17 protein-coding genes and 1 pseudogene are annotated in these 15,206 nt (G+C 51.1%); 2 read left to right on the top strand and 16 right to left on the bottom strand.

Annotation, left to right across the window (positions count from 1 at the left end; genetic code table 11):
• Positions 1 to 3 precede the first annotated feature (3 nt).
• The 10 genes and pseudogenes from fni to prsW form a co-directional block, all read right to left on the bottom strand.
• Positions 4 to 1,074: a type 2 isopentenyl-diphosphate Delta-isomerase gene (gene fni, locus NST96_RS12340; RefSeq protein WP_342406476.1), complete on the bottom strand. Its 1,071-nt coding sequence runs from the start codon at positions 1,072 to 1,074 to the stop codon at positions 4 to 6.
• A gap of 57 nt (positions 1,075 to 1,131) precedes the next feature.
• Positions 1,132 to 2,304, bottom strand: coding sequence for a 30S ribosomal protein S1 (gene rpsA, locus NST96_RS12335; RefSeq protein ID WP_327926565.1), 1,173 nt, complete (start codon positions 2,302 to 2,304; stop codon positions 1,132 to 1,134).
• Between the two features lie 247 nt (positions 2,305 to 2,551).
• Positions 2,552 to 3,160: a lysophospholipid acyltransferase family protein gene (locus NST96_RS12330; protein WP_003387115.1), complete on the bottom strand. Its 609-nt coding sequence runs from the start codon at positions 3,158 to 3,160 to the stop codon at positions 2,552 to 2,554.
• Between the two features lie 4 nt (positions 3,161 to 3,164).
• Positions 3,165 to 3,827, bottom strand: coding sequence for a (d)CMP kinase (cmk, locus tag NST96_RS12325; RefSeq protein WP_003387116.1), 663 nt, complete (start codon positions 3,825 to 3,827; stop codon positions 3,165 to 3,167).
• Positions 3,828 to 3,964: 137 nt separating this feature from the next.
• A complete protein-coding gene (locus tag NST96_RS12320) occupies positions 3,965 to 4,147 on the bottom strand; it encodes a hypothetical protein (protein WP_003387117.1) in 183 nt (60 codons plus the stop codon).
• A 23-nt stretch (positions 4,148 to 4,170) separates the two neighbouring features.
• Complete coding sequence (locus NST96_RS12315; RefSeq protein ID WP_003387118.1) at positions 4,171 to 4,860, bottom strand: flagellar brake domain-containing protein; 690 nt, start codon at positions 4,858 to 4,860, stop codon at positions 4,171 to 4,173.
• A 105-nt stretch (positions 4,861 to 4,965) separates the two neighbouring features.
• A complete protein-coding gene (ypeB, locus tag NST96_RS12310) occupies positions 4,966 to 6,333 on the bottom strand; it encodes a germination protein YpeB (protein WP_003387119.1) in 1,368 nt (455 codons plus the stop codon).
• A gap of 25 nt (positions 6,334 to 6,358) precedes the next feature.
• Positions 6,359 to 6,715, bottom strand: a pseudogene (locus NST96_RS12305) (cell wall hydrolase); the annotation flags it as partial.
• A 342-nt stretch (positions 6,716 to 7,057) separates the two neighbouring features.
• Entirely contained in the window at positions 7,058 to 7,219 is a 162-nt protein-coding gene (locus NST96_RS12300) for a hypothetical protein (RefSeq protein WP_170208336.1), read from the bottom strand.
• A gap of 21 nt (positions 7,220 to 7,240) precedes the next feature.
• Entirely contained in the window at positions 7,241 to 7,915 is a 675-nt protein-coding gene (gene prsW, locus NST96_RS12295; protein WP_003387124.1) for a glutamic-type intramembrane protease PrsW, read from the bottom strand.
• Between the two features lie 85 nt (positions 7,916 to 8,000).
• On the opposite strand from prsW, the gene NST96_RS12290 reads away from it, so the two are divergent.
• Positions 8,001 to 8,972 carry an asparaginase gene (locus tag NST96_RS12290; RefSeq protein ID WP_003387125.1) on the top strand — a complete coding sequence of 324 codons (972 nt, stop codon included), beginning with the start codon at positions 8,001 to 8,003 and terminating at the stop codon, positions 8,970 to 8,972.
• A 55-nt stretch (positions 8,973 to 9,027) separates the two neighbouring features.
• Here NST96_RS12290 and NST96_RS12285 read toward each other — a convergent pair whose 3' ends face one another.
• A complete protein-coding gene (locus tag NST96_RS12285) occupies positions 9,028 to 10,320 on the bottom strand; it encodes a Glu/Leu/Phe/Val dehydrogenase (protein WP_003387126.1) in 1,293 nt (430 codons plus the stop codon).
• A 337-nt stretch (positions 10,321 to 10,657) separates the two neighbouring features.
• Between NST96_RS12285 and NST96_RS12280 the strand changes: the two genes are divergently transcribed.
• On the top strand, positions 10,658 to 11,404 hold the full coding sequence (locus tag NST96_RS12280) for a PIG-L deacetylase family protein (protein ID WP_039070924.1): 747 nt from the start codon (positions 10,658 to 10,660) through the stop codon (positions 11,402 to 11,404).
• Between the two features lie 81 nt (positions 11,405 to 11,485).
• On the opposite strand, the gene NST96_RS12275 is transcribed toward NST96_RS12280, so the two are convergent.
• The 5 genes from NST96_RS12275 to NST96_RS12255 all read right to left on the bottom strand — a co-directional run bounded on the left by NST96_RS12275 (position 11,486) and on the right by NST96_RS12255 (position 15,203).
• Positions 11,486 to 12,088, bottom strand: coding sequence for a genetic competence negative regulator (locus tag NST96_RS12275; protein ID WP_003387128.1), 603 nt, complete (start codon positions 12,086 to 12,088; stop codon positions 11,486 to 11,488).
• A gap of 278 nt (positions 12,089 to 12,366) precedes the next feature.
• Positions 12,367 to 12,789: a hypothetical protein gene (locus NST96_RS12270; protein WP_003387129.1), complete on the bottom strand. Its 423-nt coding sequence runs from the start codon at positions 12,787 to 12,789 to the stop codon at positions 12,367 to 12,369.
• Positions 12,790 to 12,907: 118 nt separating this feature from the next.
• Positions 12,908 to 13,810, bottom strand: a complete 903-nt coding sequence (locus tag NST96_RS12265) for an NAD(P)/FAD-dependent oxidoreductase (protein WP_003387130.1) — start codon at positions 13,808 to 13,810, stop codon at positions 12,908 to 12,910.
• Positions 13,811 to 13,869: 59 nt separating this feature from the next.
• Positions 13,870 to 14,634, bottom strand: coding sequence for a LysM peptidoglycan-binding domain-containing protein (locus tag NST96_RS12260; RefSeq protein ID WP_122958403.1), 765 nt, complete (start codon positions 14,632 to 14,634; stop codon positions 13,870 to 13,872).
• Entirely contained in the window at positions 14,631 to 15,203 is a 573-nt protein-coding gene (locus tag NST96_RS12255) for a type II CAAX endopeptidase family protein (RefSeq protein WP_227277478.1), read from the bottom strand. Before NST96_RS12255 ends, NST96_RS12260 begins: the two co-directional genes overlap by 4 nt.
• Positions 15,204 to 15,206: the final 3 nt, after the last annotated feature.

The raw sequence follows: 15,206 nt of genomic DNA, 5'->3' as shown, positions 1-15,206 counted from the left end.
GAATCAGGAATCTCGCTTGCCCAGTCTTTTCCTCGCATATTTTTCAGGCGCTATTCCGCGCAGGCGAGCACGCTCTGCCGTTCTGCCTGTGATCATTACCGTCACCTGCTGCAGTTCGTTGATCGAGGCTGCTCCCAGTGCTGTCATGGCCACGCGGATCTGATGATGCCAGAGGTCGACGGTCGCCAGGCACTCCTCTATGGAAACCGTCTGAACAAGACGCAAAAAAGAACCGGCCATGCCAACGGCGGACGCTCCCAGAGCAATGGCTTTGACAGCGTCAAGCCCATGACGAATGCCTCCCGAGGCAATAAAAGTGATTCCCCTTGATTGAAGCTCGGCCGATTCCAACAGACTCTCCGGTGTTGTAAAGCCCCAATCCTCGAACATGAACATCGGCGTGTGATGGCGTCTGTTCTCAACTTTGGCAAAGTTGGTACCTCCCCTGCCCCCTACATCCAGGAGGGTGATACCGGCATCTGCGAGTTTTTCCATGCTTTCTGCAGACATGCCAAACCCTACTTCCTTTACGCTCACCGGGACCCCAACGTGCTCCTTGATGCGCCTGATGTTATCGAGATAACCTCGGAAGTCACGGTCTCCTTCCGGCATCAGGAGTTCTTGCATGACATTGAGGTGAATCTGAAGGCCATTTGCTTCAATCATCTCCACTGCTTGTACTGCTTGTTCAACAGTTGCTTCCGCACCCAGGTTGGCAAACACCATCCCTTTCGGATTTTCGCGCCGGACAACCTGGTAGCTTTCTCTGACGGCAGGATCGCGCAACGCCGCCATTTGTGACCCCACTGCCATCGCCAACCCTCTTTCGCGGGCGATGACCGCAAGCTTCTGATTGATTGCGGTGACCGCAGGAGCACCCCCGGTCATGGCATTTATCAGCAGGGGAGAAGAAAGCTGGAGGGGAGGCAGTGATGCAGCAAGATTGAAGTTACCATAAGACATATTCGGTAAACTATTTGGCGCAAAGGATATGTCATCCCAGATACTGCTTTCTTCCTCTCTCGTTTCTAATGCAAATTGTATATGGTCCATTTTCCGACGCGAACGATCCATGGATTACCTCCGTATCTACAGAAAAAGGGACACGCCTATGCGCATCCCCTTTTATTCTTACTTCAGTTTATCTTTCAGGTCTCCAAACAGTTCTCCCAGCGTCACACCCAAAGGTTGATTGTTCTCTTGCTGGAACTGCTGCTGTTCGCGCTTGCTCGCACGCTCTGCCTGCTCTACACGATCTTCTTCAACGGCACGAATGCTGAGACTGATGCGCTGCTCTTTCGGCACCACATCCAGGATTTTCACCTGAACCTCTTGGCCTTCCTTCAGCACCTCACCTGGAGTCGCTACCCGTCGGTTCGCGATTTGGGAGATATGGACGAGGCCTTCGATCCCTGGCGCCACTTCTACAAATGCTCCAAAGGAGACGAGGCGTTTTACCGTACCGGCGACCACATCGCCAGCTTTGAATTTCTCAGCGGCTTCTGCCCAAGGTCCTGGCTGCGTTTCCTTGATGCTGAGGCTGATCCGTTCGTTTTCCTTGTCAACCTTCAGAACCTTCACCTTTACTTTGTCGCCTTCTTTGACGACATCAGAAGGCTTGTCGACACGGTTCCAGGCCAACTCGGATACGTGTACCAGTCCGTCAACTCCGCCGATGTCAACGAATACGCCAAAATCAGTCATTCGCTGCACGGTACCTTCCAGTACCTGACCGGGCTGCAGTTGATCCAAAACAGCGCTCTTCTGCTGTTTCGCCTCGTCCTCCAAAACCGCTTTATGGGAGAGGATTACCTTATTCTTTTCTTTATCCATTTCGACAACCTTCAAGCGAAGGTTTTTGCCCTTGTACTCGCTGAAATCTTCAACAAAGTGACGCTCAACCATGGAGGCAGGGATAAAACCGCGCACCCCTACATCTACGACGAGACCGCCTTTGACGATTTCCTTTACAACGGCTTCAATTACTTCGCCAGAAGCCATTTTTTGCTCCAGATCGCTCCAAGAAGTTTCCATGGCAACAGCCTTTTTGGAGACAACCAGTTCTTCTTTTTCATCGTTGAGCTTGATTACCTTTACATCGAATGTGTCCCCTACCGAAACGACATCGGACACCTTTTCCACGTGCAGCGGAGAAAGTTCGCTGATCGGAATCAGCCCGTCGTATTTGTAGCCGACGTCTACCAATGCCTGTTTTTCCTCCACCTTGGTAACCGTAGCCTTAACTACATCACCCACGGAAATCACTGTTGCATCCGTCAGGCTTACGTTGCTTTCTTCCATCATGAGTAAAACCTCCTTCGATACCATCAAGTCCCAAGCGTCTATTTAGAGGCTGTTTAAAAAGCGAGGCAACCAAAATTTTGCATGATTGCAGGAAACAGACTGTCATCCAGCCGGTTACTCCTCCTTTTTAAACCTCCACTGTATAAGAACCGGGAACATGTATATTTGCAACTGACGCCAAATGGCTGACAGTTAGCTGACAAGCCAGGAAGTTCCAGCAAAGTTAGTATTCTACCCTTTGCTGTTTCTATTCCGCCTTGCGCGAGAATCGATGTTGATCCAGCAGCGATTGGATATGGCTCATGATCAGGTCAGTCGTCTCACGCAACGTTTCGGAGTCCGTTTTTCTCTCCCGCAAAGCCGAGAGGTCAATCGGCTGTCCGTAGACGATCTTGACCGGCCGGAACAACTTGTATGGACCGATGATGGCCACTGGTATGACTGCAGCATCAGATTTGAGGGCAAACATGGAGACGCCGGGCATACCAGCGCCCAACTCTCCCGTTTTGCTGCGAGTTCCTTCCGGGAAAATTCCAAAGATTTTTCCCTCTTCCAGCAATTTGAGAGTCGCGCGGATCGCTCCGCGGTCGCCAGCTCCCCTTTTCACGGGGAAGGCGCCGAATTTGGTGATCAGAAACGAAATGACGGGGATCCGGAACAGCTCTTCCTTTGCCATGAAATGCACCTGTCTGTCGATCCCGCTGCCCAGCAACGGCGGATCCCACAAGGAGAGGTGGTTGCAGCAAAGAATTACAGGGCCTTCCTTAGGTATATGTTCGGCACCGATTACTTGCCAACGGTAAAATGTAGAAAATATAAAGCGGAAAAAGCCCCGAAATACACGATAGTAACTCACGTTCTTACTCACCCGATCGCTTGCAAATTTGTAGGATCCGATCGACAACCTGCGGAATGGTCATGCCTGTCGTATCCAACAGAACGGCATCCTCTGCCTGTCGCAGCGGAGCAACCTCCCGCTCCATATCGCGTTTATCTCGCTGCGCGATCTCCGCTTCCAGCTCGGCCAGATCCGTTTGATGCCCTTTTTGCTGCAATTCCTTCAATCTTCGCTCTGCCCGCTCACGGATGGATGCGGTCAAAAAGATCTTTACTTCCGCATCGGGCAGCACATGCGTGCCAATGTCCCGCCCATCCATGACGACATTGCCTACCTGAGCCAGTTGCCGCTGCAAAACGAGCATTTGCTCTCTGACCGCACCATAGCTGGCTACGACAGAAGCGTATTGACTTACCTGCGGTGTCCGGATTCGATCGGTAATATCCTCGTCATTCCAATAAACGCGCTGCTGCGCAGAGTCTCGCTTCAAGTGAATAACGTTGTTTTTCAACAATTCGGAGACGGCTTGCTCGTCTTCTATTTCAATCTGGTGCTCTTGGGCAGCCCAGGCCAAGGCCCGGTACATAGAGCCGGTGTCGATGTACAGGTAGCCGAGCTGTTCTGCAACCATCTTGGCTACGGTGCTTTTCCCCGCTCCTGCTGGGCCGTCTATTGCAATGTTCATTCTGTTTCTCACCCGCTATGTATGAGTGCCGGAAAGATACAAAAACAAGAAAAGCTTCTGTCGAAGCCCTTTCATAACTTTCTCAACTCTCTATGTTGTCTATAATAGTACCATAGTATGGAAGCATGCGCAAACCCTTAAGGAATATGCGACACGCCTTCCAGACGTTCTGTTTCCAACAGGAAGACTCGCAGCGGATCAACCGCAAGCAGCAGTTCACCAGCTATGAGCAAAGCTGCGCAGACGAAAATAAGCAGGACCATTGCTCTTTCTACTCGCCTGGATAAACGGTCAAATTGCTGGTCGAAGTCTTCAGCCATCCGGTATCACCCTTCAGCAGTTGTTATTCCAGTACGCCTTTTTTTCTCATTTCCAACTGTCTCTCGTAGCATGTACGAACGATCTTTGCCCGATCGGATTCGTTGATTTTCGTGAATTTCACTGACACCCATTGATGCTTCCCCTTTTCATCTGCAGGCTTTTGCCGCACAATTTCTCCAAGGGCAAAAGCGTGATGCACCTGACCTGCCTTGCTGGGCAGCGACAGCCATATCTCCAGACTATCCTTCTCCTGCAAGCGCATGTTGTCCTCGCATGTAAAGGAGAGGCCGCCTCCACTCAAGTCGACTGTCCGAGCGAGAAAATGGTACTGTCTCAGCGGATCGTCCATTTTCACTGCAATCTCTACAGCCGTTTGAATACGGAGGTAATTGCGCCTTTGATTCCGAATGACCGCATCTTTACTTGGGAGACTCATTAGCAGGACCGGAATGTTTTCCGTTTGCCTGCCGATGATCGTTGAGCGAAACTCATAGCGGGAGCCGTCTTCTCCGATGTACCACACATCGCATTCAGTACCAGTCAACAGCGGGGCGGTTCTTCCGGTCTTCTCGCTAATGGGAAGCTCGATTACTGCCGTGTCGTCCCGAAGGTCTGCAACTCTTGTTTTTAATGTATGATCGCGGTTCTCATCCCAGGCATCGACGAGGTTAAGGCGGAGTGTTTGTCCGATTCTAGGCAGCAACATGATCATGCTTTTCCCCCTTTTTCTCCTCATGCCTTCCATTATAACCCGGGGGCCCAATAAACGGCAAATAGGGAAAACCGTCGCCAGCCGGCTTTCCCTTTGAAGAAGCATCTATTCTGTAGCTTTGCTTTCTTGTCCTGTGGTCATTTTCACAATTTCTTCCTCTTCGCCGGTCATTGCATTGATGTAGACCATGTACGAATTCCCTTCAAAGCTGCAGGCCAGCTCCCAGCACAGCACTTCATTTCCATCGTTTTTTCCTTCAATGAGCGCCAGCCGCTGGTCGGTGACTTTTACGCTGGGATTCACTTTTTTCTTTGCTTGCTCAGCTGTCACTTTCGGCTTGGAAAGGATTCGCTGCTTGTGGTTAAACAGATATTCGGTCGAATTGAAGCTGACTACTGTGCCATTGTCCAAAGCCGTTTTCACCGCAACTGCATCGGGATAGATGCGGACGCCATCTTGCTCGGGGACAAAGGTCATAACGGCCATGCCCTCATAACCGTCTTTTTCCGCTACGACCATATTCGAAAAGCCATGCGCCTCCAAAAATTTCTTGGCGCTCGCTTCCGCTTGCTCCATGGACATCCGCTGTTCCCCTACATCCCGTTCGTTCATCAACCATGCTACCTTGCCGCCGCGCTTCGTCACATCCATGTAAATAGGTGTCGGCGACTGGGGGGAGGTTAAGCGAACGCTGTACGCCGAATACGTTTCCGCCTTGCCGTTATCGTCGACCTCTACCTTTGTATTGGCCGGGTCTAAACCGGTAAAGGACAGAGCGATTTTTTGCGCCTCCTCCTTGGAAACCGGGTTTCCGTCAATTCCTTTGATCCGCTGCTGCTTTTTCTTGTCCAGGCTCTTGATGCCTACGCCCCAGTCTACTTCCGGAAATTCCTGTACCTTCTTTTCAATCGTTCGGAAACCGTCAATAATGGTGTTGTCCGTCTTTTTGTCATCAGATGCAAGAGCGGTCTCCACATCCATCCAGCGCAACCGTTTGTCGATCACCTTCGTCTGTACGTGCTGAAGCTGCTTTTGAATGCTTTTGGAATTGTTGTACAAGCTCTTTAACGTTTGATATTCCTGATTAGTGAGCGGATTTTTGTCCAGGTCGCGCACGGCTACCCTGTATGAAAAGTCAGCTACCTTGGCCAAAAATTCCTCTGTATTGTTGAACGGCATCAGTGTCAGCGGCAATTGGCCGACATCGGATTGAGCTGCATAAGCAAGTCGCCACACGTTTGTCAAAGATGGGGTCATCTGACTCCGCGAGTTGATTACGAGAGATTTCCCCAGTTCGTCATGAAGCTTGTCGATATGGTGGTTCAAGTCATGGAATGCGCGTTGATACTGGTTTTCGGCCTTGATCAGCACCGAGTTTTTTTCGTTGTGCTCCTGATAGCCCCACATGCCCGCTCCTACCAAGCCAACGAGAGCAACGGGCAAAGCAACACGTGCAATTGCTCCATATACCATGTTGTGATAGTCCCCCCTTCACTAGTTAACGACAAAATATATGTCTGCCGATTCTTTTTACCTGCGGTCGGCTCCAAATCCATTTTGAAGTAGCGGTCGCCGGATTGAAGTAATACGTGCAGCCCCCTGTCGGGTCCCAGCCGTTCAAGGCATCCCGGACAGCTTTTTTCGCCTGGGCATTTGGAGTCAGCCAGATTTGCCCGTCTGCAACGGCCGTAAATGCTCTTGGCTCAAAAATGACACCGGAGGGTGTATCGGGAAACGAAGGGCTTTCCACCCGATTCAAAATGACTGCCGCAATCGCTACTTGCCCCTCATACGGCTCTCCCCTGGCTTCACCGTAAACAGCATTGGCCATCATCTTCAGCTCATTGTCCGACAAGCGGGAGGGATGGAAGCTTTGCGTCTTTGCCTGCGCCTTTCCTTTTGCCGGTGCAGCGACTTCCACTTCCTGTGCAGTCGCCACCTGTTTATCCGGTTCGTCTGAATAAATCCAGTACCCGGCAACTGCAGCCAGCACTGCCAGTACCCCTGCGATCAGCTTCGTTCCCACGGTACACATCCTCCTTGACATATCATGCAATCTTTGCATAGTGTTAGTGGAGCTAGAAATGTTTATTCACGAATCCACCTTTCCGGGCAGAAAAAAAGAACCGGCATCATGGCCGATTCTTCTCTGCTCCGCGATCTCGTCGAAGCTAACGCTATTCGATTAGGGCAAAGACTATGGTTGTTCCTGAATGCTGAAATGTCTGTCGTTGTTGCAAAGACATTGTTTAAAGCCGGTCTCCACTTCTCCGCTGGGCTCTCGCCGTCCCCGGAGCGTAAACTTTTCTCCGCATTCATTGCAGCGAATCGTCACTTTCGTTCGTTGGTTCCTAGACACGTCTCTTCTCCTCCTCGCTACTTATTGTGGACGGGAAGTTAGTGTTTTAGAACCGAAATCGTGGGCCCTCTGCACTTTTTTCAGCCCTTGCCACCATAGAAGCAGCATAAAGGGAACTATGATCCAAATCCAGTGCTCTGTCGTCAAAAAGATGGAATTGTACAACGCGTGCAAAATGATCGGCAATGCAAGGGAGACAAACAAACGTCTCAGCTCCAGGTTTGCTTTTCCCGAAAACTTGGCTTTCCCTAAATAATACCCCATCCACACGCCGAACAGCGCGTGACTGGAAACGGGCAAAAAAGCGCGCCAAAAGGCAATATCCACCCCATTAATGATCAGGTAAATAAAGTTTTCCAATGTGGCAAACCCAAGGGAAACGGCTACCGCATACACAATTCCGTCATAAGGCTCATCAAACTCCACGTGTTTATAGACAGTGAAATACAGGACCATCCATTTAAAAAATTCTTCTACCACCGCTGACTGGAAAATACTCGCAAACAGCTCACTTCGCCAGTTCCACTCGGTCTGCATAATATGCTGCAGGACCATCACGGGAAAGACTAAGAGAACCCCGAAAATAAAGGTCCGAATCACCATGGATATCGGCTCGGGCTCCAAATTGTCACGGAGATAAAAATAACTCAGGATGGCGATACCGGGGGCGATAGCGGCCCCAATGACAGCAAGCATCTGAGTATTGCTCCTTTACACAAGACTATTATTCATCGTACCATGAATAATGGTTACTTGAAAACCGCTACAGGAGAGAGACTTTATGCAAAAGAAAATTTTAGTCATTAACACAGGCGGCACCATCGCCATGTCCGTCGACGAATCAGAAGGAGTCAAGCCTCTGGAAGATCACGCTGTCGAAAAAATTTTGCCTTTTTTGGATCGGTACGCCGATGTAACCATGATCAATCACATCAATCTGCCAAGTCCCCATATCACTCCTGCGATTATGAATGAGCTTCGCCTTTTCATTCAACACGAGTTGAGCCAGCACGGCTATGACGGGGTCGTGGTCACCCATGGAACCGATACATTGGAAGAAACCGCTTATTTCCTCGACCTAACCTTGCCTGTGACCGTGCCAGTCGTTGTGACCGGCGCCATGCGGAGCAGCAATGAGCTGGGAGCTGACGGACCTGTAAACCTGATCTCCTCCGTACGAACTGCCGCTGATCCCCAGAGCAGGAACAAAGGTGTACTGGTCGTGTTTAACGATGAGATTCACGCAGCCAGACATGTAACCAAGACCCACACCAGCAATGTCGCTACCTTTCAATCGCCGCAATACGGTCCGATCGGGACTATTTCCAAAAAAAGCGTCAGTTACCATCATGCTCCACTGGTCAGGGAATACTACCCGATCGCCAGCGCCCAGGCCGATGTGCCGCTGCTGAAGGCTGTTTCCGGGATGGACCCTCGCTGGCTTGGCTTTTTGCTGGAGCAGCCGGTTGACGGTCTTGTTCTGGAGGCATTCGGGCTTGGAAACCTGCCACCCGCGATCGTCCCTGTCCTGCAAGAGCTGCTGGACAAGAAAATCCCGATCGTCCTCGTCTCGCGCTGCTACAACGGCCAAGTCCAGGATGTCTACGATTACGCCGGCGGCGGCCGCCAGCTCAAGGAAATGGGCGTCTTGTTTTCAAATGGCTTGAATGGCCAGAAGGCACGCCTGAAATTGATGGTCGCCCTGCAGCAAACCCGCGACTTTCAAGAGCTTCAACAATTGTTCGAGCAATAAAGAAACCTCCTTGCTGCATACGCAAGGAGGTTTTTTTTTCGGAACAAAGCCTGTCTTATACCCAACCGCGGAAGCGGGAAGCTTCTGCCATTTTGCGTACACCCACCATGTAGGCGGCCAGACGCATGTCGATGCGGCGTGTTTGAGCGAGGGAGTATACATTCTCAAACGCTTTTACGAGAACTTTTTCCAGCTTTTCAATAACTTCTTCTTCGGACCAGTAGTAGCCCTGGTTGTTTTGCACCCACTCGAAGTAGGAAACCGTTACCCCGCCAGAGCTCGCCAATACGTCTGGTACCAGCAGAATGCCGCGCTCTGTGAGAATTTTTGTAGCTTCGAGTGTGGTTGGTCCGTTTGCTGCTTCCACCACGATCTGCGCTTTGATGTTGTGCGCATTTTCAGCCGTGATTTGGTTTTCAATCGCAGCAGGAACGAGAATATCGCATTCCAGTTCCAGCAATTCTTTATTGGAAATGGTGTTGTTGAACAGCTTTGTAACAGTACCGAAAGAATCGCGACGGTCGAGGAGATAGTCGATATCAAGACCGTTCGGATCGTACAGGGCACCGTAAGCATCAGAAATACCGACGACTTTTGCACCTGCATCGTGCATGAATTTGGACAGGTAGCTTCCTGCGTTACCGAAGCCTTGAACGACTACGCGAGCTCCTTCCAGTTGAATGCCGCGGCGTTTTGCAGCTTCGCGGATGCAAATAGTTACACCCTTGGCGGTAGCTGTTTCGCGGCCGTGGGAACCGCCCAGCGCAATCGGTTTTCCTGTAATGAAACCTGGCGAATCAAACTCGCGGATGCGGCTGTACTCGTCCATCATCCAGGCCATAATTTGCGAGTTGGTGAACACGTCTGGTGCTGGAATGTCTTTTGTCGGGCCTACGATTTGGCTGATCGCGCGGACGTACCCGCGGCTCAGGCGCTCCAGTTCGCGGAACGACATTTCACGCGGGTCACAAATGATACCGCCTTTACCGCCACCATATGGCAGGTCGACGATACCCGCTTTCAAACTCATCCAAATAGAAAGCGCTTTAACTTCATCTTCTGTAACTTCCGGGTGGAAACGAATGCCCCCCTTGGCAGGACCCACTGCATCATTATGCTGTGAGCGATAACCTGTAAAGACCTTAACTTCTCCGTTGTCCATGCGAACCGGAATACGTACGGTCAGAACGCGCAACGGCTCCTTCAAGAGTTCGTACATTGCTTCCTGGTAACCTAGCTTTTCCAGTGCCTCTTTGATCACCGTTTGGGTCGAATGCAGCAAGTTCATGCTTTCTTGTTGTTCTTTTTTCCCTTGGGTGTTTTCGGTTACCACTTCGTGATTACCCATTACTTATTCACCTCAAAATAGTTGTCGGTAAACCCATCGTTAAGTATACACGCTTGTATCAGGGATGAGAAGATGAAAATTCCCTTTTCATGCGGAATAGGCACTTTCGGGCTAGACCCGGCACGTTTTTTTCAGCAGTTTATTCAGCAGGTAAATATGCTTGAAAGCCTGTCCTGACAGCAAATTCAAGGGAGGCTGCTCCTCCTTTCAGACGTGTCGTTAGCTTGCCCATTTTATTGGAAAAACATTACCTTTGCTGCACTTCCCCGACTGTCAAAACCGATTTTCTGTGCCATAATATAGATTATCACCCCATGCTGCCTAACGGAGGTTCATCATGAAAGAGAAAAGAATCTTGTTCGTTTTTGCTCACCCCGATGACGAAACGTTTACCTCTGGCGTCACGATCTGCAAGTACGCATCCCAGCCCGATGTATCCATACATCTTTTGTGCGCAACCCGAGGAGAGGCAGGCAAGCCCGGAGATCCGCCCATCTGCACGATGGAGGAGCTGCCGGCGGTACGGGAAGCCGAATTGCGAAAGGCTGCTTCCATCCTCGGCATTTCCCGTGTGGAATTCATGGGCTACCGAGACAAAGAACTATCGAATATCCCTCCGGCGGAGCTAGAGCAGAAGATCAATGAAGCGATTGAGCGGATCAAGCCACAGGTCGTCATTACATTTGCTCCGCATGGCATCTCCGGCCATCCGGACCATCAGGCGATATCAGCCGCAACTACGAGCGCGGTTCAAGCCTTGCCTGCCGGCTCAGTTACCCAGAAACTGTATTATGTTACTCATGCTGCGGACCAGAATTTCGGCATAGCGTCACCTCCCTATACCGATCCGATCGACAGCATCACTACGATTATTTCCGCGCCTGCTTATGTACCGCAGGTAGCCCAAGCACTGGCCGCCCACCGGACACAGCACCTGTCCGTCAGCCGTGTCTTCCCTGGCGTCCTGCAGGGCGATACGACTTATGTTCGTACAGTCAATCACTTCATTCTCGTCGGCGACCGTCCCCGGGAAACCTCTGTAGAGGAAAAGGAAACAGACCTTTTCAGCGGCATAACGACGTAGAAGCCTACATTTTGATGAAAACAGGAAAAGCACCTAGTTGCGCAACTAGGTGCTGTTTTCACGCGTATATGCGGAAGTTCGTTAGGTAAAGTGCCTGCATATTTCCTTGACAGCATCATCTGCGACAACCACTTTCCCGTATTCCTCCAAAACGTATACGGTCGTTGGCGTCGCCTCTCCATATTCCGAGAGGATCGCAATCATTTTCTGGTAGCGGTCCTGATCCAGGTCGAGCTCTTCCAGTACCAAATAGTATTTCCCTTGATAGAAATAAGCTGCGCCTCCGTTGATCAGGAATGCGTTTATACGATGAGCGGCTTCAACCAGGTGCTCAAAGTCGCGGAAAGAATAAATGACAAGATCGCTTTCCTCGAGTGTGACCTCGAGTTCGTACACATCGTCCTCGTCGTACTCTTCCTCATCTTTTTCAGTCTTTGAGCCTGTTTTTCCGCGAGTTACGATTACGACCATCCCCTGAGCTGGCAAGGCAAACACTTCAACGGCGACAGGACCCGACACCTCGAAACCAAGTTCCTGGTAAGCCTGCTCCATCATATCGTTGAACAGTTCATGAACTTTGGGAATGTCACGCCACATGTCCTCTTTTTCGATTCCTCGTTCCGACAAATCGTCGAACGTGAGAAAGATTCGTATCTTGTCTTGACCAAGGCGTTCAACACGCATGACCGTCCCCTCCTCGCCATCCAGTCGTACTACAAATTATGAATGAAAGCCTGTAAGAGTTCTCCGCATTTTCCGACGAATACCTGGCAGCGGATGACCCAATTTCCTACATTTCGGTCATACCTATATCATATCACATTTATGGACAAGTACATAGCGCTCTACCTGTCTTTTCAATCGGGGAGAACACTTTGACCGTGTCGAAAGCTAGCGAACTGTCACCTTTGCAAGGTTGGGGGATGTCGCTTCCTGCGCTTTCCCAGGAAAGATTTTCGCACTCATTTCTTTCGCGTCAGTTGAGTGATTTCCGTATAGAGTGCCCTTCGCCGTATGAGCTTGATTATTGAAAACAACAAGAGAAAGATGAGCAGTACAGCTGTCGGGCCGGGCATCTTCACATACTGGATGTAGGCAATCAGCGAGAAATACCCGCACATCATCAGATGCAAGAAGCTGTCCATGGAGAGAGGCCGCTGCGTCAACCGGAGAAAATGGCCTACAAATGGTTTTCCCCACAGGAGCGAAGCAATTAAAAACAAGGAAACAGAGATGATCAATTCGATGGGCTTAAACAACAGTAATGTCATCCCTTCTCCCAAGCCGCGTGCAGCCAGCTCCTTGACGGGAAACAATTTGTAAGCGCCATTCATAGACCACCAGGCAAGAACGCCGGCTATCAAATCCTTCAGGTACGCCGTCACTTCTCCCCCATCCTCCTCAATACCATACTTGCTATCAAATTATATGGCGTTCCTATTCACTTGTGCCTATCAACCCATGAAAAAAGATTGCACCTGTCAAAATGCAATCCGTCTACACCTAATCTTGTTGTAGCAACCGTTTATGTATCCAAATGGCCGCCTGGGAACCATCCCCCATAGCGATGGCTACCTGCTGAGAATGGGCAGCAACGTCACCGATCGCCCAAATGCCGGGATAGCTTGTCTCTTTCGTGCGGGGATTCACGATTGCATGCCCTTTCTCATTCATCTCAACCGGAAACGCCCGCAGCAAATGGGATTGTGCACGTGCTCCTGGGAATGCGAGAAAAACTCTGGACAGCTCGACCTGCTCTCCGGTTGCCAAATGCAAGCACCGCACTTCACCGGCTTGATGTTCAAGCGACACTACCGGTTCAAAGCAACAGGGGTACGAAGAGTTCTTGGCGCTGTCAACGTCCGCTGTTTCTTCCTCCGTGCTCGAGATGAAAAGCTGCAGCTTGTCCGTATAATAAGAAAGCGCATTTGCCATCTGAACTGCCTGCCTTGCCCGGCCGATCACCCCTGTTTGCTTGCCGACGGTTTCATACCCGTCACAATCAGGACAGATGAAAGCCGAGATGCCGAGGCACTCGTGCAATCCGTCGATATCAGGGAACGGGTCTGCGATTCCCGTTGCCAGCACGATTGTGCGCCCCCGGATTGTACTACGCGTACGTCTCGTTTCTACGCGAAAGAGCTGATCAGCATCCTGAACAAGGGAGACCACTTCATCCTCGAAGTACTCCGCTCCATAGCGCATCGCATGCGTCCGTCCTGCCTGCCGCAATTCGTCGCCACTGATTCCGGCGGGAAAGCCCAACAGGTTTCGATACCTCTTGGCCGCAGACGAACGCCCGCCACCGTCATCGATCACCGCTACCTTTCGCAGGCTTCGGCTCAATTGAATGGCAGCCTGCCAGCCAGCGATCCCGCCGCCAATTATCACGGTGTCAAATGTCAATGGTCATTCCACCTCGTCTGTCTGGTTTCCGTTATTTTTCCCCAGACATCCCCGGCTCATTACCGGGAAAGCGGAATTTGTACGATTTGCCCTTCCAAAAGCTGTGCTTCCGCGCTGATCCCGTTGTAACTTGCAATTTTCTTTACCCCGCTGTTATGGCCGTAGTACATCCGGGAAAGCTGAAACAGCGTCTCCCCTTTTTTCACTTTATGCTGTTTTACTTCGGATTGCGGCGAAGAAGCCTGTTGCTTTTCCACAGCGGCAGGCTTGTCTTCCGGTTTGGTCGCCGGGGAACTGCTGCCGCTTCCCTGATGGGCTTCCGAAGCAGCCTTCTCTGCTTGTTTTTCTCCTCCCGCAACAGCATTGGTCTCCGCTTGGCTCGCAGAAGGAGACTGGGAGGCAGAACCGAGCTTTTGTGATCCAGGCGACTGGTTTTCCGCATTTTGCTGTTGCCCAGGGGTTGACGAGTCTTGGCCCGACGCCGTATCTGCCTGTGGATGTACCGCTCCCTCTGCTGAGGCTTCGACTGGCCCCCTCTCTGCTTGCGAAGATTCTGTTCCCTGCGAACTCTCTACAAAGGAAACGGCACCTGGCACTGCTTGTGACGCCTTGTACAATTCGAATCCGATCAGAATCAAAAACAAAGTTCCAAAGACAGCAAGCCCTGATTGCAGGATGGTCCTGTAAGAAAAGGCTGGCATCTTCACCTGACCGGCCTGCTTGTGCTTTGTTCTCCTGGGGGGCAAGCCTCCATGCTGAGCGTTTGCTCCGTACTCAAAGCTTTCTATGCTCTCGGGCTGTTTTTTGTTCTCGTTTGGTGTCACTCCAGGTTCCTCCTCTCACGGGAATATCCATGTTGAATATAGAAGGCCAACAAAAGGTCAATGACGATGTGGGCCAGAATGGACGGAAGCAGGGAACCGCTCGTCTCCATCAGCCACCCCAACAGCCAGCTGGTGACAAATACACTCCCGACAAGCAATGGTTTGGACAAATAGCGGACGTGAACCAGCGTAAAAAGAACGCTCGTCCACACATTGCCGATAACCGGCTGGACGACACCGCGAAACAGCCATTCCTCGCCAATGCCAATGACGCAGCAGAGAACGAACGTGCCGCCGATAGAGAGCCCGGAAAAAATGCGTTCATTGATACTCCCGTCGTCCTGCCAGCGAGGAGGCAAAAAACGGTCCATGCCAATGCTTGACCCGACGACGACAGCAGCAACCCCTATCGCCCACATCAACGACCCGATGCCTGGAAAGCGAAACAGGGAAAGCGTGTCTGCCCATCCGTGGACAAAGAGGCTGCCGATCAGGGCCACACCAATGACGACGACTTGTGTCAGCCAGAGATTAAATCGCAATGTCGCATCGTCCAGACCATGGTGCACGCG

This window comes from Brevibacillus sp. FSL K6-2834 (assembly GCF_038592925.1).
Lineage (GTDB): Bacteria > Bacillota > Bacilli > Brevibacillales > Brevibacillaceae > Brevibacillus > Brevibacillus borstelensis.
Note: the sequence above shows the minus strand (reverse complement) of the source record. Positions and strands in the feature narration are given on the sequence as shown.

What these genes read in the sequence shown, in the direction of transcription:
- NST96_RS12275 (WP_003387128.1), bottom strand. Translation starts at nt 12,088, where the DNA reads ATGCGTGTTGAACGCCTTGGTCAAGACAAGATACGAATCTTTCTCACG.
- NST96_RS12290 (WP_003387125.1), top strand. Translation starts at nt 8,001, where the DNA reads ATGCAAAAGAAAATTTTAGTCATTAACACAGGCGGCACCATCGCCATG.
- rpsA (WP_327926565.1), bottom strand. Translation starts at nt 2,304, where the DNA reads ATGATGGAAGAAAGCAACGTAAGCCTGACGGATGCAACAGTGATTTCC.
- prsW (WP_003387124.1), bottom strand. Translation starts at nt 7,915, where the DNA reads ATGCTTGCTGTCATTGGGGCCGCTATCGCCCCCGGTATCGCCATCCTG.
- NST96_RS12285 (WP_003387126.1), bottom strand. Translation starts at nt 10,320, where the DNA reads ATGGGTAATCACGAAGTGGTAACCGAAAACACCCAAGGGAAAAAAGAA.
- cmk (WP_003387116.1), bottom strand. Translation starts at nt 3,827, where the DNA reads ATGAACATTGCAATAGACGGCCCAGCAGGAGCGGGGAAAAGCACCGTA.
- NST96_RS12320 (WP_003387117.1), bottom strand. Translation starts at nt 4,147, where the DNA reads ATGGCTGAAGACTTCGACCAGCAATTTGACCGTTTATCCAGGCGAGTA.
- fni (WP_342406476.1), bottom strand. Translation starts at nt 1,074, where the DNA reads ATGGATCGTTCGCGTCGGAAAATGGACCATATACAATTTGCATTAGAA.
- NST96_RS12280 (WP_039070924.1), top strand. Translation starts at nt 10,658, where the DNA reads ATGAAAGAGAAAAGAATCTTGTTCGTTTTTGCTCACCCCGATGACGAA.
- ypeB (WP_003387119.1), bottom strand. Translation starts at nt 6,333, where the DNA reads ATGGTATATGGAGCAATTGCACGTGTTGCTTTGCCCGTTGCTCTCGTT.
- NST96_RS12315 (WP_003387118.1), bottom strand. Translation starts at nt 4,860, where the DNA reads ATGATCATGTTGCTGCCTAGAATCGGACAAACACTCCGCCTTAACCTC.